Raw genomic sequence first — 23,620 nt, 5'->3', positions numbered from 1 at the left:
TAAGTCATTAAGGTTAAAATTTGTATTTATGAGTCGTGCTACCGCTTTGAACCAATGCTAGGGCGTGTCTTCAATTCAATCGATTATCTTCTAAATGGGCAAAAATGATTAAATTTTGCCAAACATCGTCAAATAGCTTAGCAATATCTCGATATTATTTGCGCTACTATCCTTATTTGACAGCAATTTATCTCATTTTTATCACCATTTTTAAAATGAAGACACGCCCCAGGTAGATAAACCTATTATTCAGGTTTTTGTTTGGTGACACGATAGATAGCGACGTCTGCCAATAGGTTGGGTGCTTGGCGTATCAATGCTTTCATAAGTGACGTATGACCTTTTTCAGAATCGCTGACGGCAAAGCGGTTGACGATATGAATATCATGCTGGGCGCAAAGCTGCTCAAAATCCTTAAACGTACACAGATGAATGTTTGGGGTGTTATACCACTCATAAGGCAATGCCTCTGAGACAGGCATCATGCCTTTAAGCCCTAAATGAATGCGGTTTTGCCAATGAGCAAAATTGGGGAAGGTGATGACGGCTTCGCGGGCAACACGTAGCATGTCAAGCAAGAGCACATCAGGCGATTTCACCGCTTGCAGCGCCCGTGCCATGACGACGGTGTCGAAACTGTTATCAGCAAAACGTGCCAGACCATCATTCAGGTCTTGCTCGATGATAGATAAGCCTTTGGCGATACCATCATTGATTTTTTCTTCGTCAATCTCAAGTCCGTAGCCAGTGACGCCGCGATTTTGTTGTAAATGCGCGAGTAGCTCACCATTGCCGCAGCCCAAGTCCAGTACATGTGAGTGCGGCGCAATCCAGCGCTCAGCCAATTGATGATCCATTCTCATGAGCGTGCTCCTGCTTTTTGCTGGCTATTTTGATTTGTGCCTTTTGCTGGCTGTTTTGATTTGCTGTCGGAGATAAATGGCGCAGTCAAAAATCCTCGGACGGAACCCATATAACGAGGAATATCAAATAAGAAAGAATCATGACCATGCGGCGCATCGACATTGATGTAGCTAACTGGTTTGCCAGTGGCCATCAGTGCATCGACAATCTCTTGTGAGCGCTCGGGTGCAAAACGCCAATCCGTGGTAAATGAGACCACCAAGTATTGGCATTGTGTATGGGCAAAGGCCGCTTTGAGCGCAGACAGCTCTTGCTGACGATTCTGCTCACTCTCATCTATCGTTGCCACTGTATCTTCTAACGCAGGTTGCGTGCTTTGTTTACTAGATTCGACTGATGTGGTGATCGAGTCCTTAAGCTGTGCTGCTGATTCTGTCGAATCTGTTGCCATGGCTGATGGATAATCACGTGTTGGATCAAAATAATCTAAAGCTTTTGTCATGAGCAAATAAGTATTGGCATCGAAGTTTTCGCTAAAGCGCTCACCTTGATAGCGTAAATAGCTCTCCACTTGGAACTCAACATCGTAGCCATACATAAATTTGCCAGATTTTAAATCACGACCAAATTTCGCCTTCATCGCGTCATCGGTTAAGTAGGTGATATGCCCAACCATCCGAGCCAATATTAGCCCGCGACGAGGGTAGGTGCCTGCTTGTAAATAGCGTCCCTCTTTGAAGTCAGGGTCAGACAATATCGACTGCCGCGCCACTTCGTTAAAGGCGATATTCTGTGCTGAGAGCTTTGGCGTGCTGGCAATGACCACGCAGCGTTTCAACCGATTTGGATAGTCAACCGACCATTGCAGCGCCTGCATACCACCCATTGAGCCACCAACAATGGCATGCCAAACGTCAATACCGAGACGATCTGACAGCATCGCTTGGGTTTTTACCCAGTCCTTAATAGTGACGAGCGGAAAGTCAGGGCCATAAACTTGCAGTTCACTGGCTGGATTGTTTTTGTTTAAACTGTTTTTGTTTACATTATTCTGGTCTGAATCGATCCTGTCAGGATTAATGGTCGTTGGACCGGTAGAGCCGAAACAGCTGCCGATGTTGTTGACACATACGACATAAAAACGATTGGTATCGATGGCTTTATTAGGGCCAATCATATTGTCCCACCAGCCGGCTTTTTTATCATCATCGCTATGAAAACCGGCGGCGTGATGACTGCCTGATAGCGCATGGCAAATAAGTACCGCGTTTGATTTGTCGCTATTTAGCGTGCCATAAGTTTCGATGATTAAATCAAACGATGGCAAAGTACGATTACATTCTAACGTCAACGGCTCAGCGAAATGAAAAATCTGAGGCGTGATAATGCCGACTGAACTGACTGAGTCCATGGGATTAACTAGGCTCGCCGAATGAAGCGTATCTGTCGGGGACTGGTCACTGGTATTATTAGGGCGTGCGTTCAAAGCTACCTCGCAAGACAACAATCATCAATAAAATAAAAGGGCAAACTGTCGATAGGCAGTTTGCCAATACTGCTTTGCCGACATTGTTTTCTAAATGTTTTTCTTACAATGTGCTTGCCTATTGTATGGTGATGCGCGTAGGAGTACAACCGTCGAGCGAGTCTTTTGAGCATAGTCTTTTAAGCATAGTTTTTAGGGACGATGGGTGGTAGGTAGAGAAGGGTTAGGGTGAATCAATGATTGATGACTATCAATAAATAGCAACTAAGTATCAAATTGTATAAGGGTGCTTTTACCATGCGTTATTAATGGATAAAATGCTACACTAATAAAGCATTTAATCAATCATGACTTAATAATCTTTTATCGCATATTCTTCTTTAATTAACCTAATAATAAAATAGTGCTGCTATGAAACCTGAACTGCCTCCCCGTATTGCCGTCCTATTAGTGAACCTAGGTACGCCAGATGAGCCAACAGCGCCTGCCGTACGTCGTTACTTAAAACAGTTTTTGTCTGACCCCCGTGTCATCGAGATTCCTAAATTCTTGTGGGCGATTATTCTCAATTTATTTGTATTGCCAAGCCGCCCTAAACGTGTGGCAAAAGCCTATGCCAGTATTTGGGAAGGCGACTCACCGATTCGTAAGATACTAAAGAGCCAAGTGGAGCTATTGGAACCACGGCTTGCAAATAGTGCCGCACCATTTCGGGTTTCTGTCCATCCGGCGATGAGCTATGGCAATCCTGGTTTGCCAGATGTGATGGATACCTTGCGCGGTGAAGGCGTTGATCACTTTGTTATCTTGCCATTATTTCCACAGTATTCCGCTTCCTCTGGTGGTGCTGTTTACGATGCACTGACGAAGTGGACGCTCAAGCAGCGTAATTTGCCGAACTATACTATTGTCAAAGATTACTTTGCGCATCCGCTGTACATCAAAGCATTGGCTGATTCAATTCGCCGCTTTCAAGCAGAGCATGGCAAGCCTGACAAGCTGATGTTTAGCTTCCACGGTATCCCGCAGCCTTATGCTGATAAAGGCGATCCGTATCCTAAGCGTTGTAAATGTACTGCCGCACAAGTAGCTCACGCGCTTGGTCTAAAGGATGACGAATGGATTATCAGTTTTCAATCACGCTTTGGTAAGCAAGAATGGGTCAAGCCCTACACCGACGTGGTATTAGAAGAGTGGGGCAAGTCAGGTGTGCGCTCGGTACAAGTCATTAGTCCGGCTTTTTCTGCTGACTGTCTGGAAACGCTAGAAGAGCTGGCCATAGAAAATCGTGAAAACTTTCTTCACGCGGGCGGACAAGAATATCACTATATTCCTGCATTGAACTTGGATGAGGCGCACATTGATTTGCTCGAAGCGCTCAGTGCGCCATTGGTTAAAGGCTGGGCGGGAACGCTAGATGGTTGGGCTTGATTGACTATATTTGTAAATCATAAAAAATACCGGACATGATGTTCGGTATTTTTTTGACTAAATGATTTTAATGAATTTTATTAAAATGGAATAAAGTTGGGATTTTTGGTGACTGATATGTAAGACTATGCCAAATAAACTTTTGTTTTATTGTCATTGTTAATTTTACGTTTGCTTAACTTTATTTTTGAGGATAAACATGTCCAACCCTAATAGTCCATACGCCAATGTGTCATTACAAAAATCAGATGGTCAGCCACCGAACTTACCGCCCACTGACGAGTATGGCGGCCTATTACCGCAGTTATTGGTAGAACCTCGAATGTGCCAAGCAGGATGGGGTATAAGTTGGATTACCAAAGCATTTGCAATATTTAAAGATCAATTTTTATTATGGTTAGCTATTGGTGTTGTTTATTTAATCATTGCTATGATTGGTAGTAGCGTACCCGTGATAAATTTCATTTTCCCCTTTCTTTCCTTTGTTTTTGTTGGTGGAATAATAAAAGGTTGTGCCGATCAAGCTGTAGGCAACGAGCTGAGATTTGACCATCTTTTTTCAGCCTTTTATACGCATCTCAAGCCATTAGTTATTTTATTCGTCTTGTATTTAGTGGCTGTTATTGTTGCAATGATACCTATGCTGATTATATTCGGTGGTATGGCTTTGTCTTTAGCTCAGGAGTCAAGTGACGTTGCGATTGCAGGTATGGTATTGAGTGTTTTATTGGTTTTTGTACTATTATTTCCTGTACTTATGGCTATCTGGTTTGCACCTGCTTTAATTGTGCTTCACAACATTGAGCCTGTTCAGGCAATGAAAATGAGTTTTAAAGGGTGTTTAAAAAATATCTTACCATTTTTCGTTTTTTGGTTGATTGCTCCTATAATAATGATATTGATGGTAGTTTTTACACTAGGGCTAGGTATATTAGCACTGCTTCCAATAGGTATGATTACCTACTACACCAGTTACCGAGATGTTTGGACAGATCAGCCATTGTCAGCGCTATAGTTGGTTGCTCAACAGACCCTGATATCAGAAGTACAGTAGGCACAATAAAAAAGCACGCCCATTATATCGAGCGTGCTTTTTTATTGTTTGAAAGCTTTTTTATCATGAAAGAGCGTGGTTAAAAATCGTCATCATTACTACGTTCCGCCGCATCTCTATCAGCGATATCGATAATATCTGGATAATCGCTGTCATCCAAATTATCGTCCACTAATACTTCATCGATTCGCGATTCGTCTATATTTTGATGATGGATAGGGGTTAGCCCTTGAATTGCATCACTTCCAGCTTGCGAGTTGTCGAATCCTGCGCTATTGTCAATGACATCATCATTATCAATGGTATGCAACATAGGGTCAGCCAAATCAATTTCTTGGCTGTTATTATTGACGTCCGTATCACCTTCAATGTGATCCATTGCTTCTGGTAATGGGCTTTTTGAATGGTCCATCATGGTTTCCTTATTATTGATAGTTATTATTAATGGATGTGGCTGATTTTATTTATTAAGATTCATTTATTAAAAGCATTGTTTATTAAAAACATTGTGACGTGTTATGACGCTTGCTAATAGTAGTAAGGTGTCACAGGATGTTCAAAAAATGTAAGACAAGTACAAGATAGACATAAAAATAGGAAATATACGATGGTATCAAGTAGTAGGTTGTTCGTCACAATATCCTTAATCAGTGCCACAATAGGTTTGACTGCTTGTGAAGGTGTACCTTTTTCTGGTAGCAGCGCCCATAGCAGCTTGGATAATGCTGATTTAAAACAGCCGTTAATTATCGATGCCAAACTGCCAAAAGACACGACAGCCATAGACTGCGCACAATTAACGCCGAAGCAAATAGTTAAGGTAAAAGGTCACAGCGTACTCAGTGCAAGCTGTGATTTAACAGCCAAGTCGATACGCTTTGAGTTGAATGATTCGCACAGCTCTCTCGACTGTCAGGGCGCACTACTCAGTACTCGCGCTGATGATGCGTCAACGGCCAGCGCAATTATGATTAAGCCCAAAACAGATAGCGCTATCGAAGATATTACCGTTGCCAATTGTCATGTGGATGGCTATGGTCATGCGCTACATATTCGCCAATATAGCCAGCCCAACCAGCGTTATGCGCGCGGCTTGATAGACCCTGCTGCCAATCGCGCGCTTGCACCAAGCGATATTCGTGTGATTAATGTGAGTAGTCAAAACAGTATCAATAGTGGCATGTTCGTCGGTGATCATGTGCATGGCGTGAGCTTTGATAAAGTACGTATTCAAAATGCAGGCACCGTTGGATTATATCTGGAATTTGGTAGCCGCGATAACGTGATTCAAAATTCGGTGTTTGTCGGTAATGGTTTCCGTACCTTTAAGCCCAATCGTGAGGCGATAGCAGTTGATTCGTCGAGTAATAACCGTATCGAAAACAATCAATTTATCCATAATGGGGCAGGCAGTATATTGCTGTATCGCAATTGCTTTGAGCATGCCGATGACAGTACGCGGGGCAATCATTTTAAGCGTACCGAGTCGAGCCGTGACAATGTGATTCGTGGCAATACTTTTAACGACGAGCCAGTCGGGGTTTGGGTAGCGTCAAGACAGTCACGCAATCTCAAAGGTTTTGAATGCGGCGCTTATTTGCTTAAGCAAACGCCATTTGCCAGCTATCATTTAGACAGTGCTAAGGACAATCAGATCATCGATAATCGATTTGAGCAAGTCGAGCAGGGCATCATCGTAGAGGATGACGGCACGCTAATAGCTGGCAATAAGTTTGCAGCGAATGTGCGTTTGCCCATTTATGTCGGTTCTGAAATTCGGGAAGACAGCGCAGCAGGGGCGATAAAAGGGACGGTTATTAAAAATAATGTTTTTATTGATAAGAGCGCTGAGCAAGCCATAAAAATTCGTGAGGCAAGCAAAACGGCCACTCATATTGAGCAGCCGTAAATGTGGCTTTATATTAAATAAGCGTTACCGGTTAATAACAGTATAACGAATAGGTGATGTTGTTATTACGCACCAACCTTGGTATTGACCCAGCGGATTACAGAATCTGGCGTGACTTGCGAGACTGCTTGAAAGAGTTTTGCTGGCATGCCCACAGAGTAATGCGTACTTTTGAGTTTACGATTGGGACTGGTCGTCAATTTACACAATGTTTTGGCGACATCGTTGACCGTTAGATGGATGCCCAAGCGATCCATACTGGTCACTTCGATATCGGCAGTCATGTCAGATTTGACCCACAGCGGCATCACATCGATCACCTTGATACCCAATTTTTCGTACTCAATATTAAGGCCTTCTGTGAGACCTCGCACAAAAAACTTACTGGCCGCATAAGTCGCAACTTCGGGTTGACCATAGATAGCAGAAGCAGAGGACACATTGATAATTTTGCCGTCTTTGCTATCAGCCAGATAAGGTGCCAGTTTATGACAGCCAATCAAAACACCTTTACAGTTGACGTCAATTAAAGCCAGCTGCTCATCTAGATTGGTCGTTGGTAATGCGCCACTGACTAGCACCCCAGCATTATTAATGAGTGCATCAATACCACCGAAATGTTCAATCATTTGATTGATCGCATTGTCCCACGAGTCAGGCTGGGTGACATCCAGCTGACCTGTGATAACACGCTGTTGTTTGACGGCTTTCTTAAAAGATTTGTCTTTAATGGCGCTTTCAAGTGTGGCAGTATTGGTCGCAAATAACCCAATATTGTGGCCTTTTTCCGCCAGCTTTTTGGCGGTGGCCAAGCCGATACCACGTGATGCGCCTGTAATCAATATATTCATAATAAGTGACTTAATCGTTATTAATCATGAGTAAATCGAGGTCGTATATTAGGATGCTTATCCCTCGGACTTATTATTATAGTTATTCCACTATAATAATATTACTGCGTTAGCCTCGCTTGAGGTATTAAATATACATCTACACTCGGTTGCCTTGTACTATTTTTAAATTGAACCGACTGTAGTATAACAAATTCGTCTAAATGTATTTTGCTAGAGAGTATAACTATTGATTTAGAGCGCATGGTAATTAATATAACGAGTATTTATCACTGTTAGCAGAGACACTCTGCGTTAGTGTGAAGCCGTTTGACAATGCAGCTCGCTCGTCTCTTCTACTTGACAGTCGTACTCGTTTAAGTTTAAGCGCCACAAATAAATCAAGGCAATGCCATAAATAGCAGTCTCTGACAGCTCTTCTGTAATGACGCCCAAAGCTTCGGGAATCATAATGGCGTTTTCGCCCATATATTCTAATAATGCCAAGGCGGCGACGCTAAAATACAAAGAAACGGGTACTTTTTTTAATATTGCCCAAAGATAACGCCATGAATAAGCCAATAAACCAACGATCAGCACATAAACGATGGTCAGAACGAGGTCTTCCCACCAGTCATAAGAATGGCTGAACAACACAAAGTCAGTGGGAACCAATAAGTCTGGTAGATAATTTAACTCACGGCGTATCACAGCAAAGAATACCAGCACCGCTGCCAACCAAAAAGCTCGAATCTGTTTAAAAGTATTTGGGGCAGAGCTCTGTCGTAAATACTGCACGCAACGTAGCAGACAGGCGAATAAAATAATAATGCCAGGGATTTCGATGATACCATCTGAACTCAAAATAAAAACCTCCTGATTTTTTAAAATAAAAAAAGTGAGCACAAAGGCTCACTTTAGACCGCTATTATAACGCCAATGTCAGCGCTATAACGTTATTTAATATAACTAATGAGTCATATGTCATTGTTAATACAAGCAAACAAATGCTCTTTTTTGTGCACATTGCTATCGGCTATTTATACCTATGATGATACAACCAATTCAATAGATGGCAGGGTTAAAATAACGCTTCCATCCGCAATAATGCTGATGGGTAATGGTCCTTATTTGCTGTTTTATCATTATAATAATTTAGCTCTGTTTGTACATAAAGCCACTCTCGCCAGACAGGCTGGCGGTAGCTTATAGCAGGGCCATAGCTGTTTAATGTTGATTTATCATCGTCAAAGTAACCGCCCGTAGAGATACCATAAGCCAGCTGTTTTTCGTTGCCAAAATAGTGTACTTGTCTGAGTTCGTTACTCCAGTCTGTGCGTTCTTCATCGTCTTGATTGCGATAACGAATGGCGGTGCGGTTATTGATGAACCGGTCAGCATTTGTACCATATTGCAGATTTAGTCCGCCTTTTGCATAGTGCTCACTATCGAGTCCATAACGATAGTAACTATCACTAGTGACAGTCCATTTTTTGCTTTCATACCAGTCTTTATCGACGCTCACTTTTAAGTATAGGTCATCGAGCGAGCGAACCCCGACATCGACATCTGTCTTCACCCCTAACTGCTGCTCAACCTCATGACTAAAACGTGACCAACGAAGGGCGATAGAACCATTGTCTTCTCGCGTTTTTCTCCTGTTGACGAGTCCGTCTTGGTTATTGGTACTTGCTTGGTAAGTATCGCCCGTCACATTCTGTTTTAAGAAAGTATCTTCATCCAAATCCTCATCACCGATAATCAGACTTAATCTTTTTTCTAACACTGGCAATCGTAAGCGGCCGCGAATTCTAGGTTCAACGCTCACGTCACTGCCTGATTGTGGATCGTTGACCCAGCGGGTATCTAGTACAACTCGTAAACTGGCTTTGGCGGGTTTTTTGGGATCCGGTTCGCCGAACCAACCGTCCATTTTGTGTGCCCATTCATGCAGCTGTTCTTGGACATCTTCACGGCGTTCGTCCGTCCAGTTTTGTGCTCCTTGTACTGATGGAGCAGACTGCTCGGTAGATTGAGGTAGATAGCCAAATTGATTGAGGTTTTCATCTCGATTAGAGTTAGCGTCATGAGATAACGAAGCTGTGTCAGATTTTAGCGGTTCGACTTTCGGCTCTGTGGTAGACGTAGTATCCGCCCATGCTTGCGTGCATAAACTTAAGCTGGCAAGTGTGTAAAGGGTAATGGTATTGAGATTTGCTGGTTTAATCATGGAGAGCTTCAATTACTTTGGGTAGCTAAAAAGGACAAACAAAAGTATTATGCCATAGGTCGTTAAGCACATACATATAGAGGCGCTATTATATGAAAGTTTTAATCATTGTAAGCTTGTTTCTGATGGTCTTGCCTTCAGCACATGCTGAAATATCTCTTGATGCTAGGCAAGCTGTTGAAAAAATTATGAGTGTTTATTACAGTTCAAGCTATGATAAGTTGCGTGGTTGTACCTTATATGATGAGGGCTCAGAAACCTATTGCCTCGCTCCTAAGCATTATGAATTTAAAAACATCGAGGGAGTAGATACTTTATATGTATTGGTTTCTGGTGATACGGTGGAAGATGGTGCACGAGTGACACCAGGACTTGGCGGTTTATTTATACTTTATAAATTAGGCAATTCTTGGGTCGTCTCTGCAAGCAGTCCTTATATAAAAAATGGCGGAGCGGGTAGAAGTCAGCTGATAGATTTTGATTTAAGAGAAGTGGGTGCTGATAGGTACGGTTGGGTAGGTAAGTTTTGTGGCTCCGGTGCAGGTGGTCAAACCAATTGTTCTTGGAGTATGTACGCTGCTATGACAAGTGGTAAAGTCGAAGAAGTGGCAAGATTGGATTTAGATTATTCGTATGAGCTTATGAGTAAACCGTCATATGGTGAAGCTGAAAGTGATGTTAGTATCAATACAGGTGGGGTTATGACTCAAGGCTTTTATCCCTTAAAAGTCACTGTCAATTACGAACACGGTCTTTATGATAACAACTACGAGCCAATACCCTCTAGTCTGGATAAAGGTACAGATAGCTTTATTGTAGAGTTCAACGAGCAGACACAGATGTTTAACTTGCCAGATGATAAAAGTTAAGATGAAAAATTCTTATTATCTTTAGCGGTTACTGTATTTATCTTTGTCTATCGAGTATCACTTCAGGCATCGTGTCAAGATAGCTGCTAACAGCTAAGCGATCACCATTTGAATCAAAATAATAAAAATTATTGCCTTTCAAAAACTTAAAAGTATCTATGTAATAATTATCAATGAAAATAGGCATGTCATACTCCGTAGGGACGATTATTTTATTATCTTTATTTATCATGCCATAACCATTCTCTTTTGCCACGACTGCCAAGCCATTATGAAATGAATCAGCATTCAGATAGTTTAAGGGTACAACAGTCTTTCCACTGCTATCAATATAACCCCACAGTTCATCCTTTCTTACAGGTGCTAGTCCTTCTGAGAAATACCTGATTTCGTCAAACTGATATGGAATAGTAAGTTCGCCAGTATCATTAATAACACCCCATTTACCCTCGTACTCAACAGCCGCCTTACCTTCAGAAAAAGGTCTGACATCATCATATATTATCGGAATAATGACTTGGTTTTTTTTGTTGATGTATCCATGATGTTCATTTTTTTTAACGATGGCGAGTCCATCAGAAAACTCAGCAGTAAAGTTATAACTGAATGGAACGATGATATTGGCTTGTTTATCAATAAAACCATATTTCCCATCTTTCTGAGCACTTGCTAAACCTTCATTAAAGTCACATAGCTCACCCCAACTTACTCCCTTCGACAACTTATATCCTGGCAATAATCCGCATGCTATTACGTAATTGCTTAAAGACAAGCTAAAAGCTAGGATGAGTGTGGTCGATAATTGTTTGATAACGGAATCCTTAGTCATCAACGTCAGCTCCTACGAATTAGATACTATCGATTGGGTATGATATGGGCAATCTAAAGAACAGCCCATATCCTATAAAATAAAAACGTTAGGTCTTGAGCTGTTTTATTCTACAAAAATGCTTAATGTGCCTCATCCCAATTCTCGCCAGCACCCGTCTCAACCAATAAAGGCACGGCAAAATCCACGTTCCAGCCTTTTTCAACAGCAGTGGTCGTTAAGACCTCTTGCATTGCATTGGTAATGAGTTGGCTAATTTCATCTACCTTGTCACTATCCACTTCAAACACCAATTCATCATGGACTTGTAGCAGCATTTTGGCTTGCGCTTTTGGCAGTACTTTATCGACGGCAATCATCGCCAGCTTAATTAAATCAGCCGCTGAGCCTTGTAGTGGCGCGTTAATCGCAGCACGTTCCGCGCCTTGTTTGACCATGCGGTTGCTGTGAGTAATATCAGGCGTGTAGAGCTTACGACCCAATATCGTCTCGACATAGCCTTGCTCGTGAGCACTGGCACGGGTATTGATCATATAGTTTTTGACACCCGGGTAGCGATCAAAATACATATCGATATAATCTTGTGCCTCATTGCGGCTCATTTGCAATTGCTTAGCCAGTCCAAAGGCGCTCATGCCATATAGCAGACCAAAGTTAATGGCTTTGGCATTACGGCGCTCGATCGAGGTTACGTCAGCAACATCCTTGCCAAGTACTTCAGCGGCAGTCGCAGCGTGAATATCTAACCCTTCGTTGAAGGCGTCAGTTAAGTTTTTATCGCCTGAGAAATGTGCCATGAGACGCAATTCAATTTGTGAATAATCCGCCGCCAAAATAACGCGACCTTCTGGGGCGATAAAGGCTTGGCGAATCAAGCGGCCAGTCGCAGTACGAATCGGAATATTTTGTAAATTGGGATCAGTCGAAGACAAACGCCCAGTACTGGTCAGTGCTTGATGATAGCTGGTATGGACGCGATCAGTTTCGCTATCTGCGACATTATCAAGCGCATCGGTATAAGTGCTTTTGAGCTTAGATAGACCGCGATATTCTAAGGTAATATCGACCAATGGATGATCGATTTTTGACAGTACGGCTTCACCAGTAGAGTATTGACCTGATTTGGTCTTTTTGCCACCCGGAACGCCGAGTTTTTCAAATAGCATCTCACCGAGCTGCTTCGGTGAGCCTAAGTTAAACTCTTCACCAGCGACTTCATAAGCACGTTTTTCTAGCGCGATAATTTCTTCATCGAAGCGCTTTGATAACTCGTTTAAAAATGGGCGTTTGATTAAAATGCCGTTTGCTTCCATTTGACAGAGGATTTCGGCGGTTGGGATTTCTAGCTCATTGAGCAATTTGGTATTATTGTCATCATTGGCTAGCTCAACGCTGAACACCTCAAATAGCTGATAAGTAATGTCAGCATCTTCACAAGCATAGTCGCTAGCGATATCGATGGCGACTTGATCAAAGGTGACTTGCTTAGCGCCTTTACCAGCGACATCTTCATAGCTGATGGTTTGGGTTTGTAGATAATGGCGTGCCAAATCATCCATGCCATGACGAGTGATAGCGGCATTAATCACGTAGCTGGCAAGCATGGTATCCATCGCCCAATTATTGGGACGAGCATGAATGCTACCCAATAAATCGATATCATAATGGCTGAGAATATGCGCATCGTATTTTAAATGCTGACCGATTTTACCGATATTTGGGTTTTCTAAGATAGGTTTTAGGCGAGCCAATACGCTATCGCGGTCGAGCTGTTTAGCCGTCAGTTCGTCACCCTCTAGCGCATGTGTCAGTGGTATGTAATAGGCTTCATGCGCTTGTACCGCAAAAGACAAACCGACGATTTGTGCTTGACGCCAATGGACGCTAGTGGTTTCGGTATCAATGACAAAGTGCGGCGCAGACTCTAATAATTCGACTAGACTCTCAAAAGCTGGTTCGTCGAGCACAGTATGCCACGCTCTATCATGCTGTTTGCCGTTTTGGACATTCTCAATACTGCTTGATTGTAGCGATTTAGCGATTTGTGCTTGTGATTCAGCATCTGCTTGGCTACTTGCAACACTTTGTACGCCGTTCCCATTAGCATTGGCTGGATGGTTTGGGTGGTCAAGAGAAGCAAGCTCATTTCTAAACTCAAGCTCGCTATACAGCTCGCGCAATTCATCTATATGAGCACAAGGATTGGTATCGATTTTCAAATCATTCCAGTCTTGACCGATATCTAAGTCTGTGACGATAGTGGCCAGTTTGGCATTGAATGGAATTTCCTCTGCATGCTCAATCAAGCCTTTAGCGCCGCGTCCTTTAATAAAGCCAATATGCTTTAACATATTGTCGATATCACCGTACTCAACGAGTAAGTCTTTAGCGGTTTTTTTACCGATGCCGGGCACGCCTTTAATGCCGTCAGAGGCGTCACCCATCAAGGTTAAAAAATCAATCATTTGATTTGGATTAATACCGAATTTTTCGATGACCGCTTGGGTGTCTGTCACTTTGCCCGTGAAGCTGTCTTCCAATATGACGCAGTCATTGACCAGTTGCATCATGTCTTTATCGCCGGTTGAGATAACCACATGATGACCTTGCTCGACCGCACGGTGCGCCAGTGTGCCGATAATGTCATCCGCTTCTGCACCTTCGATGCGTAACAGTGGAATGCCCAAAGCGGTTACCAAGCGATGGATATAAGGAATTTGCTCCACCAGCTCTATGTCGATGGGCGGACGAGCCGCCTTATAATCAGCAGACATATGATGGCGAAAGGTCGGTGATTTGGTATCAAAACAGACCGCCATATGGGTGGGATGATATCGACGCATCAATTTTAACAGTGCATTGAGCGTGCCACGGATGGCATTCGTTATCAGCCCTTGCGAGTTTTGCATGGTTTTTGGCAAGGCGTGATACGTGCGGAACAGATAATAAGAGCCATCAACCAAAATAAAAGGTGGCTGATTTTTGTCCACGTGACTGGTGTCCATAGTCGCTACGTTGGGCATGGTATCAAAATTTGGTAAGGCTTTAGGGTCAAGCGCTTGATGCGAGTTGTGGTTATTGTCTACGGAGGAGTCGGTCATATGGTCAGTCATAAAGGTCACTTATTATTAGGTATCAGATAGAGTAAATATCAGATAAAACGATGCTTCCATTATAACGATAAAATCAGACCTTGCCGAACTTCTCGATAGTTATGATATTTCTACTGCTGACAGACGCTCATAAAAAAAGAACCCAGTATTCACTGAGCTCTCTTATAGATAAAGCCGATATTGTTATTGTTAAAAATCTATCTCACTTCTGAAGTCACTTCGCTATCGATATTACCGTGAGTCGCTTTAGAATATGGGCAAACTTTATTGGCTTTTTCGACCAATTTTTGGAACTCATCCGCTGATAGCTCTGTGTTTTCAGCAGTGACATGAATTTTCACGGCTAATTGAAAATCTAAGCCTTCACCTTTCATTAAATCTACGGATACTTCAGTGGTAGAGTCAAACTTTGCTTTTTCTGCCCCTTTGACCGCAGCAAGTGCGCCATCAAAGCAGGCTGCATAGCCCATCGCAAATAACTGTTCTGGATTATTACCGTCCTTACTGGAACCCGGCGCGACCATATTAATCGTCAAATCACTGTCTTGCAGACTGGCATTACCTGTACGGCCGCCAGTAACTGTTGCTTTGGTGGAATATAGTGTTTTCATAACATATCCTTTGTTGTGAGTTTTTATGTTCAAGCATTAAATTTTGATAGGGATTCAGCATAACAAACCAGTGCATGAGCAATATAGGTCAGTCGTAAGTATATACTGTGGATTTGTAAGTGAACTGTTAGTAGAATCTTTAGCTGCATTTAACTATCGCAGGAAAAGCTTAATCGCTATAAGTAACAGAAGTATTAATGTAATATAGGAATATAGCTGTAAAAAATAAAGTTACCAAAATAGATGATAAAAAATCTAACCAATAAAGGTCTTATTCGATGAATAAATCAATGGTGTTACCTATTGCACTTTCTTTGCTAACATTTACCCTTGCTGGCTGCGGCGGGGAGGATGATGGTATTTATGGTTCGGGTAGTAATAAGATTACGCTGACCAGCTTTGACAATAGCTATGATAAGCAAGCGAAAGATAGCGCTATTGCACGCATCGATGAGACCTACCGTACTGGTGAGCGTGAAATCAAGATAAAAAATATCGTTAATAATTATAGTAATCAAGGTTTGAATACTTTGGACAGAACGGTATTATCAGACAATTTTGAAGGGCGACTGGAAAACAAAAACATTGAAGTTGATAACCGCACTGTCAAACGCCCTATCTATGAAAAAGACAGTAATAACAAGCTAGACTACGAAACCAATTATAAGACGCTTAACTTATCAGGCTTGCAGGCAAACAGTTATAGCGCTGGTACAAACATAAATAACAGTCGCGGTATTCTCACCGACTTAAATAATTATCCTAAGATTCCAGCCAATGCAGAGTTTCCGATAGGTTCTGTTTGCTATATTCCAGTAGTCGAGAGCGAACGCTCGTTTTTAGCCTTTAACGACAAAAACAAGACGGGATATACATCGCTTGATAAGTGGATTGATGCAGCTGAAGACCGCTTTAGCGATGATAGAGGCTACAGAACTTCTGAGTTTGGTGTAGGCATAGGCAATAAGCAAAAAGCGGCACAAGTGACGTTCTTTGAATACCGGAATCAGCCTGCTTATCAGTACAATGGTGTCGAATATAACGATGGCACGGATGATAAAAATGCTATTTATGAAGCAAATTATGTTGCCAAAGGTGTGATGAATCCGAATACCAACAGTATTCGCGGTGTGGTGGATTGTACGATAGTCAATGAAGCCGCAGGAGATTTCTTGGCCGCACAAATCAAACGCTACTATTAATCTTAAAAAAGCATCGTGTTAAAAAACTGACCAACACTCTCTATTTAACTATCTAGGGAGTGTTTTTTTATGCGCTAATTCTGCACCTTGACGCTAAATCCGCTACAATACGCTCATTATTTATTCTATTTAGTTAGATTACTGTCTAAAAGACAGCCTTTTTGAAGTTAAGGTTGAAGCCAAAAATTATGAGCGTAGATCCAAAGAAATTAAACAAAGAAGTGGCTAAACGCCGTACTTTCGCCATTATCTCGCATCCCGATGCAGGTAAGACCACCATGACTGAAAAGTTACTATTATGGGGTCAGGCAATTCAGGTAGTAGGCGAGGTCAAAGGCCGCAAGACTGATCGCCATGCGACATCAGATTGGATGAGTATGGAGCAAGAGCGTGGTATCTCGATCACCACTTCTGTCATGCAGTTTCCTTATCAAGACCATGTGGTCAATCTATTGGATACACCAGGTCACGCCGATTTTAGTGAAGATACCTATCGTACCTTGACCGCTGTCGATAGCGCGCTGATGATGGTCGATGGGGCTAAAGGGGTCGAAGAGCGAACCATCAAGCTGATGGAAGTCTGCCGCATGCGCGACACGCCAATCATCTCATTTGTTAACAAGCTGGATCGTCAAATTCGTGAGCCGCTTGAGCTGCTTAGTGAGATTGAGGCAGTGTTAAAAATTAAATGTATTCCAGTAACTTGGCCTATCGGTATGGGACAAGATTTCGTTGGTGTCTACCATCTGACTGAAAACAAGACCTACCTTTATGAAAAAGGTAATGGCGGTAAGATGACAGTCTCTGAGACCCGCGCGGGCTATGATTATCCAGATATCCGTGAGCGTTTGGGTCAATTGATGTTTGATGCTTTCGAAGAGTCACTTGAGCTGGTACAAATGGCGTTAGAAGAATTTAGCGTTGAGGCGTTCTTAGCGGGCGAGATGACGCCAGTATTGTTCGGTACAGCATTGGGCAACTTTGGCGTAAATATGGTACTTGATACCTTGATCAAATATGCACCGCCACCCAAGTCGCATCCGACCAATGAGCGTGAAGTAGCGGCAACAGAAACAGATTTTAGTGGTTTTGTCTTTAAAATTCAGGCCAACATGGACCCACGCCATCGTGATCGCATTGCATTTTTACGCGTGTGTTCAGGCAAGTATGAAAAAGGCATGAAGCTGAAGCATGTGCGTTTGGGTAAAGATGTACGTATTGCCGATGCACTGACCTTTTTGGCAGGGGACCGCGAAGCGTTAGAAGAAGCGTATCCGGGTGATATCATCGGTTTGCATAATCATGGCACTATCTCTATCGGTGACAGTTTTACCGAAGGCGAAGAGCTGAACTTTACGGGTATTCCGCATTTCGCGCCTGAATTGTTCCGCCGTGTCATTCTAAAAGATCCGCTCAAATCAAAAGCCTTGCAAAAAGGGCTACAGCAGCTAAGCGAAGAGGGCGCGACACAGGTCTTTATGCCGCAGATTAACAACGATTTAATCTTGGGTGCGGTTGGTGTACTACAGTTTGAAGTGGTCGCGCATCGTCTCAAAGAGGAGTACAAAGTACAGTGTATCTTTGAGCCGGTATCGATTGCCACCGTACGCTGGATTCATTGTGATGATGAAGTGGCATTGGCGAAATTCAAACGCAAAGCCCATGACCAGTTGTCGCTAGATGGCGGTGGTTATTTAACGTATCTTGCCCCATCACGGGTCAACTTGCAGCTGATGCAAGATCGCTATCCAGAAGTCACTTTTAGTAATACTCGTGAGCATTAAAATCCATCGTTTCACGAGTTAGTTTATCTTTTAAGACACGCCAGCCGTGTCTTTTTTATTAGCTTAGATTTAGGCATTAAACGAGAGAGGGTAGGTAGCTATTCGTTAGCAGGAGACAGCAAAACCCTAAAAACACAAACAGTGTTCCTACAATACATCGTAATTGTTACGGTAGAATATCAAGTAACATCTTATGTTTATAAAAGAGGATATATGAACGCTGCGAATCAAATTGATATCAATAAGCCAACAATGAATCCGCATTTATCGATGACAGCAAGTCGTAGTCGTCTGCTGAGACTGCTTGCCGGCAGTTTACTGCTAGGTAACATCGCGATGCCTGCCAATGCAGGTAATCTCATCAGTAGCACGGATTATCTAGAATATGAGCTGCCTAAAAAAGTGCAAGCACAGTGTGTTGAGCGCGATAACTGTCCAGAGATTGACATCAAATATCTGAAGACCAATCACGGTTGGATCAATGATATCGCCAATGCGCGTATTAATCATTTAGTCGTCAATAGTAAACCGACTGAATCTGTGCCTATCAAAACGAACGCCAATCAGACAATGGTGAAAGCCGCCATTGATGACTTTGCCAGCTCACAGTTCATAGATATGCCAGAGGGCAGTTCATGGGCTTATAGCTTAATGGTAACGCCTGAGTATTTAGGTCATGTCAGTGATTTTGAGCTGTTTGAAATCAATACTTATGTCTTTACTGGTGGCGCTCATGGCATGCCTTATAGCGAATACTTAATATTTGACCTTGGCACCAAAAAACAAATCACGCTTGAGGATATGCTTCAATCAGGCAAGGAATCACGTTTTAAAGCGCTTGCTTATGATGCTTATAAAACGTGGGTCAAAACGGTTGACGACGATGTCAGCAGTTATGAGAAAAACTGGCCATTTACCTTAAGTGACAATGTGACACTGACAGACAAAGGCATCGATATCCGTTATCAGCATTATGCTATCGGCGCATATGCTTATGGTATGCCGGTACTTAGTATTCCGTACAGTAAGCTCGACGGTGTCATAAAGCCGCACTTTATACCTAAATAGTTCAGATAGTCATTGCATAACTTATTACGGTTTATATTAAAAAAATCGTAAAATCTCTTAAAAAATTGGCAATGATTTATCTAAAACCATTTGAAATTTAATAAAAGAATAAGGAGTTACCGCATGACGAACAATACAGATAGTATGAAGGCGACAGTCGACACAGAGACTTGGCAACTTAATGCCTTAACAGAAGCGCTTGGTGACCTAACGTTGACGGTCAATGACAGCCTGTCTGTTGGTCGTGGCAGCGACAATGACGTGGTACTTGGTAGCAAGCAAGTATCGCGTAATCATGCGGTGTTAAGCATCTTAGATGGTCGATTGTATGTCAAAGATTTAGACTCATCGAACGGTACCTTTATCAACGAGCAGCGTATCGAAGGTAATACATCGAGCCTTTTACAGGTAAATGATACCATTGGATTTGCCAGTTTCAGCTTTCAGGTAAACGCGCCACTTGCTGCCACAGATACTGATGTATTAGCGCCCGTAGCAGTACAGGATTCAGTGGCTAAGACTGAGACAGTGGTTGCTGAAACGACTGCCGAAACACAGGCTGTCGAAGACTCGACGGTGAGTGAACCTGTTATTCATGAATCAGTAGTAAAAGAGCCGATTGTTAAGCAAACGGGCGTCGAAGATATTCTGCCTGTGACAGCTGATTTGAAGACAGTACCTGTTGATACAGCCTCGGATAGAGTAGCAGACTCAGTAGCGGTAGCTGAGACCAGTGTTAATGAAACAGTTGAACCAGTCTTACAGGAGCCGATTCAGGAGCCGATTGTGAAACAAACGGGCATCGATGAAGTCCTAACGGCTATAGATAATACCGTGTCTAACACAACTGAAGCGGCACCAGTCCCCGCTGCAACTGTAATAGATGCACAACCTGCTGTAAGTCAGCCAGAAGCCGTCACAGCGACAGAGGCGGCACCGACAGCACCTGCTCATGATACGTCATTAGTAGAGCAGTCAGCTGTACATGAAAAGCCAGCAGTTGAATCAGAGCATGACAAAACGACTAAAACTGCTCTACAAGAAGAAGCAGATCCCGACATTCTACGAGCTAAGCAGGCGGCAACCGCACAATTTTCTGGCACTGCCAATTTAGGTCAATCTCGTGATCTTGGGACAGAAGGTAATAATGCGATGGATCAGGCTATCAGTAATTCAGCCAATGCAGGACAGGCAGAGAAAAAACCAAGCGGTGGTTGGTTTATTTGGGTGTTTATTGCCATCATCATTATTGCGTTAGCATTGTGGTTATTTAACATGGGCGGTGCGTAACCAAGTACTGACCAGTGCGTTTGAGATACTCTAATCCAATCGAGCTTTGGTATAATTATTAGCCAATTGTTAGCTACTATCGGCTAATAGTCCAGTAACTCTCACGAATATGCCACTTTGATAGCGTCAACATTCAATAGAGTGTTGACGCTATATTTTATTTAACAGTCTGCTGTTTTATCTTTTGCCAATATTTTGTTAAGAGAGCATTATTATGATGAACTTTGAAGAATATCAAGCTTTTAAAGACCGTGGCTTTAGTCATGCTCCACTGATAAAAAAACGTCTAATGGACGCACAGACACCAGTATCTGTATTTTCTAAGGTACGTGATTTAAGCGGCTCTGCATATTTATTTGAGTCTGTCGTAGGCGGGGAGCGTTGGGCACGATATTCGATGATTGGTTTAGGTAGTGATCTCATTTTGCAGTATGCCGATGGTAATATGACCGTCAAAAAAAATGACCATACCGATGTCGATGCAGTCGCTGACCCGTTTGACTATATCCGTCAGCTAATGGCGCAATATAAGATGCCAACAGTCGAGGATATTGCAACGCTACCGAGCTTTAGCGGCGGCTTAGTAGGTTACTTTGGCTATGACATGGTGAGGGTTATCGAGCCAAGCGTGGGTTTGTCAGACGCCCCCAATCCGATGACAATGCCGGATATGTGGCTGATGCTGTCAATGAGCGTGATTGTTTTTGACAGTTTAGAAAATACGTTATCTATCATCGTCTATGCTGATTGTCACACTGAAGATGGCTATAGCAATGCCATCCGCGAGCTAGAAAAAATTGAAGAAAAACTGGCAGAAATGCCAAATCTGAGCGCACCCGTAATGCCGACGCCGACATTTACCTCACAAACAGGCGCGCAGAAATATTGTCATGATGTCAATAAAATAAAGGATTACATTTTAGCAGGCGATGTCATGCAAGTCGTTCCTGCGCAGCGTTTGACAGCCGATTATACTGGCGACTCATTAGCAGTTTATCGTGCCCTACGATTCTTAAATCCATCGCCTTATCTGTTTCTGGTGCATGGTTATACCCTCGATGATCACAAGCGTTTCGACATTATTGGAGCATCCCCTGAGATATTATCACGTATCGAAAATGGCAAAGTGACGGTACGACCATTGGCGGGTACTCGTAGACGCGGACAAAATGAAGCGGAAGATTTAGCGCTTGAAGAAGAGCTGCTGAGTGATAAAAAAGAGATCGCCGAGCACTTGATGCTTATCGATTTGGGTCGTAATGATATTGGCCGCGTTTGTGAATATGGCAGTGTCAAAGTCACCGAAAAGATGTTTGTCGAGCGTTATTCGCAAGTGATGCACATTGCTTCTAATGTTGAAGGGACGATATTGCCCAATAAGGATGCGTTGGATGTTTTTTGTGCGACGTTCCCCGCTGGTACGCTATCAGGTGCGCCCAAAATACGCGCCATGCAAATCATTGACGAGATAGAGCCAGTCCGTCGAACCGTCTTTGGTGGCGCAGTGGGTTATCTAGGCTGGCATGGCAACATGGATACCGCCATTGCTATTCGTACTGCTGTGATGCGCCGTGGTAAAATTCATATCCAAGCGGGCGCTGGGGTTGTTGCTGATTCTATTCCAGAAGCAGAGTGGGAAGAGACCAACAAAAAAGCATTGGCGTTGGTCAAAGCGGTAAAAATGGCGTGTAATGGTTTACGGATTCGCTAGGGGCTCCAGTCATAAAAACACAGTATGCGGTTATTGTGGAAAAACCGCCTATTTTTTAATTAAAAAACATCATTACAATCAATCAGTTATATTTTTTTATTGAAATAATCATAAAAAAGGCAAAAAAGAGCTTGCGTCTTTCAAAAAATTTGATAGAATAGCCACCACTTTAAGAGAACAAGCCGACTTAGCTCAGTTGGTAGAGCAACTGACTTGTAATCAGTAGGTCGCCAGTTCGATCCCGGCAGTCGGCACCATATCTCTTAAAGTAGCTTTTTATGAATATGTCTTAAACTAAAGCCATTTTTGTTTAAAGCAACCTAAGGTGGGATTGGGGAGCGGTCAAACCCAACAGACTGTAAATCTGTCGCGAAAGCTTCGAAGGTTCGAATCCTTCTCCCACCACCATATTTTTTTAAGTTTGTCATAGCGCCAAGCATACTCTTTATACTTAATGACTCTCGATTAGAGTCTTCTTGAATAAGAGTAATTGCGGGTGTGGTATAATGGTAACACCTTAGCCTTCCAAGCTAATGACGCGGGTTCGATTCCCGCCACCCGCTCCATATATACAACATCGCAAAGATTATCAATAAATCATCACGACAGTCAGTTTTGATATTGCTGTATCGTGATATTTTTTTTAGTAAATCCATAAGTTGTTTTTTGTGGTTATTAAAAACATGCTCATATAGCTCAGCGGTAGAGCACTCCCTTGGTAAGGGAGAGGTCTTGAGTTCAATTCTCAATATGAGCTCCATTTATTGTTTAAACCTCTTGTGTTTGCTTTGCCATCTTTAAACAGTTCGTGTCGATATCGAAATTACAAAATATTGAAAATTATAAATTACAGTGTAGCAAATAATATTTAAGGGTGACACTGAGGTGTTGCCTTTTAGTGCTGTCAATTTATCAAGCTATCAATACATGAGTAATTATATAAAAGTATCTAAGACAAAATTATTTAAGATAAAAGCATCTAGGTTCGGCAGGCTCCAATATTATTAATGATTTACACTGAGATAAAGTAGTGCAACAGCGATAATGTATAATATCTTGCAATGTTCACTAGATTAAAAAATACGTATAATGCTTAAACCTATGTGTGCAGCATTGAAATGCATGATCTGAGCACATATATATAGTCGTAAAGTGATCAAACAGTTTTAGTAGATAAGCCATAGCGTCAACGGTTTGATGGTTCTGTATGCATCATGAGCCGTCAAACAGCTATTCACCGATCTTTGATTGATAAAGATTCACCAAAAAAAGAGGAAATACCCATGGCAAAGGCCAAGTTTGAACGCGTAAAGCCACACGTCAACGTCGGTACAATCGG

General features: G+C 42.5%; 18 protein-coding genes and 4 tRNA genes. 13 read left to right on the top strand and 9 right to left on the bottom strand.

Translation table 11 applies throughout. The annotated features are described in order from the left end of the window. Positions 1–245: 245 nt before the first annotated feature. Together metW and metX are read right to left on the bottom strand one after the other, a co-directional pair. Complete coding sequence (metW, locus tag JMX95_RS02760) at positions 246–863, bottom strand: methionine biosynthesis protein MetW (RefSeq protein ID WP_087814016.1); 618 nt, start codon at positions 861–863, stop codon at positions 246–248. Next, positions 860–2,275: a homoserine O-acetyltransferase MetX gene (gene metX, locus JMX95_RS02755; RefSeq protein WP_201560037.1), complete on the bottom strand. Its 1,416-nt coding sequence runs from the start codon at positions 2,273–2,275 to the stop codon at positions 860–862. The genes metW and metX overlap by 4 nt, the downstream gene beginning before the upstream one ends. A gap of 486 nt (positions 2,276–2,761) precedes the next feature. Here metX and hemH point away from each other — a divergent pair, with 486 nt between their 5' ends. After that, positions 2,762–3,781, top strand: coding sequence for a ferrochelatase (hemH, locus tag JMX95_RS02750; RefSeq protein ID WP_201559989.1), 1,020 nt, complete (start codon positions 2,762–2,764; stop codon positions 3,779–3,781). A 199-nt stretch (positions 3,782–3,980) separates the two neighbouring features. Beyond that, positions 3,981–4,796 (top strand): BPSS1780 family membrane protein, encoded by an 816-nt coding sequence (locus JMX95_RS02745; protein WP_201559988.1) that lies wholly within the window; start codon positions 3,981–3,983, stop codon positions 4,794–4,796. A 118-nt stretch (positions 4,797–4,914) separates the two neighbouring features. Here the strand turns inward: JMX95_RS02745 and JMX95_RS02740 are convergent, their stop codons facing one another. Then, positions 4,915–5,250, bottom strand: a complete 336-nt coding sequence (locus tag JMX95_RS02740; protein WP_227675942.1) for a hypothetical protein — start codon at positions 5,248–5,250, stop codon at positions 4,915–4,917. A 192-nt stretch (positions 5,251–5,442) separates the two neighbouring features. On the opposite strand from JMX95_RS02740, the gene JMX95_RS02735 reads away from it, so the two are divergent. After that, on the top strand, positions 5,443–6,744 hold the full coding sequence (locus tag JMX95_RS02735; protein ID WP_201559987.1) for a right-handed parallel beta-helix repeat-containing protein: 1,302 nt from the start codon (positions 5,443–5,445) through the stop codon (positions 6,742–6,744). 65 nt (positions 6,745–6,809) lie between these two features. On the opposite strand, the gene JMX95_RS02730 is transcribed toward JMX95_RS02735, so the two are convergent. From JMX95_RS02730 to JMX95_RS02720, 3 genes are all read right to left on the bottom strand, one after another. After that, positions 6,810–7,595 carry an SDR family NAD(P)-dependent oxidoreductase gene (locus tag JMX95_RS02730; protein ID WP_060490453.1) on the bottom strand — a complete coding sequence of 262 codons (786 nt, stop codon included), beginning with the start codon at positions 7,593–7,595 and terminating at the stop codon, positions 6,810–6,812. A 294-nt stretch (positions 7,596–7,889) separates the two neighbouring features. Next, positions 7,890–8,438 (bottom strand): hypothetical protein, encoded by a 549-nt coding sequence (locus JMX95_RS02725; RefSeq protein ID WP_227675941.1) that lies wholly within the window; start codon positions 8,436–8,438, stop codon positions 7,890–7,892. A 217-nt stretch (positions 8,439–8,655) separates the two neighbouring features. Further along, positions 8,656–9,804, bottom strand: coding sequence for a hypothetical protein (locus tag JMX95_RS02720; protein WP_201559985.1), 1,149 nt, complete (start codon positions 9,802–9,804; stop codon positions 8,656–8,658). 92 nt (positions 9,805–9,896) lie between these two features. Between JMX95_RS02720 and JMX95_RS02715 the strand changes: the two genes are divergently transcribed. Continuing rightward, positions 9,897–10,673 carry a hypothetical protein gene (locus JMX95_RS02715; protein WP_201502018.1) on the top strand — a complete coding sequence of 259 codons (777 nt, stop codon included), beginning with the start codon at positions 9,897–9,899 and terminating at the stop codon, positions 10,671–10,673. Between the two features lie 37 nt (positions 10,674–10,710). Here JMX95_RS02715 and JMX95_RS02710 read toward each other — a convergent pair whose 3' ends face one another. The 3 genes from JMX95_RS02710 to JMX95_RS02700 all read right to left on the bottom strand — a co-directional run bounded on the left by JMX95_RS02710 (position 10,711) and on the right by JMX95_RS02700 (position 15,226). Then, on the bottom strand, positions 10,711–11,502 hold the full coding sequence (locus tag JMX95_RS02710) for a WG repeat-containing protein (RefSeq protein ID WP_201502019.1): 792 nt from the start codon (positions 11,500–11,502) through the stop codon (positions 10,711–10,713). Between the two features lie 122 nt (positions 11,503–11,624). Then, positions 11,625–14,615, bottom strand: coding sequence for a DNA polymerase I (gene polA, locus JMX95_RS02705; RefSeq protein WP_406947485.1), 2,991 nt, complete (start codon positions 14,613–14,615; stop codon positions 11,625–11,627). A gap of 197 nt (positions 14,616–14,812) precedes the next feature. After that, complete coding sequence (locus JMX95_RS02700) at positions 14,813–15,226, bottom strand: organic hydroperoxide resistance protein (RefSeq protein WP_060490459.1); 414 nt, start codon at positions 15,224–15,226, stop codon at positions 14,813–14,815. Between the two features lie 278 nt (positions 15,227–15,504). On the opposite strand from JMX95_RS02700, the gene JMX95_RS02695 reads away from it, so the two are divergent. The 9 genes from JMX95_RS02695 to JMX95_RS02655 all read left to right on the top strand — a co-directional run bounded on the left by JMX95_RS02695 (position 15,505) and on the right by JMX95_RS02655 (position 23,041). Then, on the top strand, positions 15,505–16,428 hold the full coding sequence (locus tag JMX95_RS02695; protein WP_201552958.1) for a hypothetical protein: 924 nt from the start codon (positions 15,505–15,507) through the stop codon (positions 16,426–16,428). Positions 16,429–16,616: 188 nt separating this feature from the next. Continuing rightward, positions 16,617–18,212 (top strand): peptide chain release factor 3, encoded by a 1,596-nt coding sequence (locus JMX95_RS02690; protein WP_045453786.1) that lies wholly within the window; start codon positions 16,617–16,619, stop codon positions 18,210–18,212. A 213-nt stretch (positions 18,213–18,425) separates the two neighbouring features. Continuing rightward, positions 18,426–19,280, top strand: a complete 855-nt coding sequence (locus JMX95_RS02685) for an RsiV family protein (RefSeq protein WP_227675940.1) — start codon at positions 18,426–18,428, stop codon at positions 19,278–19,280. Between the two features lie 123 nt (positions 19,281–19,403). Next, on the top strand, positions 19,404–20,570 hold the full coding sequence (locus JMX95_RS02680; RefSeq protein ID WP_201559984.1) for an FHA domain-containing protein: 1,167 nt from the start codon (positions 19,404–19,406) through the stop codon (positions 20,568–20,570). A gap of 214 nt (positions 20,571–20,784) precedes the next feature. After that, positions 20,785–22,281, top strand: coding sequence for an anthranilate synthase component I (trpE, locus tag JMX95_RS02675; RefSeq protein ID WP_201559983.1), 1,497 nt, complete (start codon positions 20,785–20,787; stop codon positions 22,279–22,281). Positions 22,282–22,462: 181 nt separating this feature from the next. Next, a tRNA-Thr gene (locus tag JMX95_RS02670) sits at positions 22,463–22,538 on the top strand. Between the two features lie 67 nt (positions 22,539–22,605). Further along, positions 22,606–22,689: transfer RNA gene (locus JMX95_RS02665), tRNA-Tyr, on the top strand. An 84-nt stretch (positions 22,690–22,773) separates the two neighbouring features. Further along, a tRNA-Gly gene (locus JMX95_RS02660) sits at positions 22,774–22,847 on the top strand. A 119-nt stretch (positions 22,848–22,966) separates the two neighbouring features. Further along, positions 22,967–23,041: transfer RNA gene (locus JMX95_RS02655), tRNA-Thr, on the top strand. Positions 23,042–23,620: the final 579 nt, after the last annotated feature.

The sequence above is a fragment of the Psychrobacter sp. NC44 genome, from assembly GCF_904846655.1.
GTDB lineage: Bacteria > Pseudomonadota > Gammaproteobacteria > Pseudomonadales > Moraxellaceae > Psychrobacter.
The sequence above is the reverse complement of the archived record's forward strand: the minus strand, read 5'-3'. Positions and strand labels throughout refer to the sequence as shown.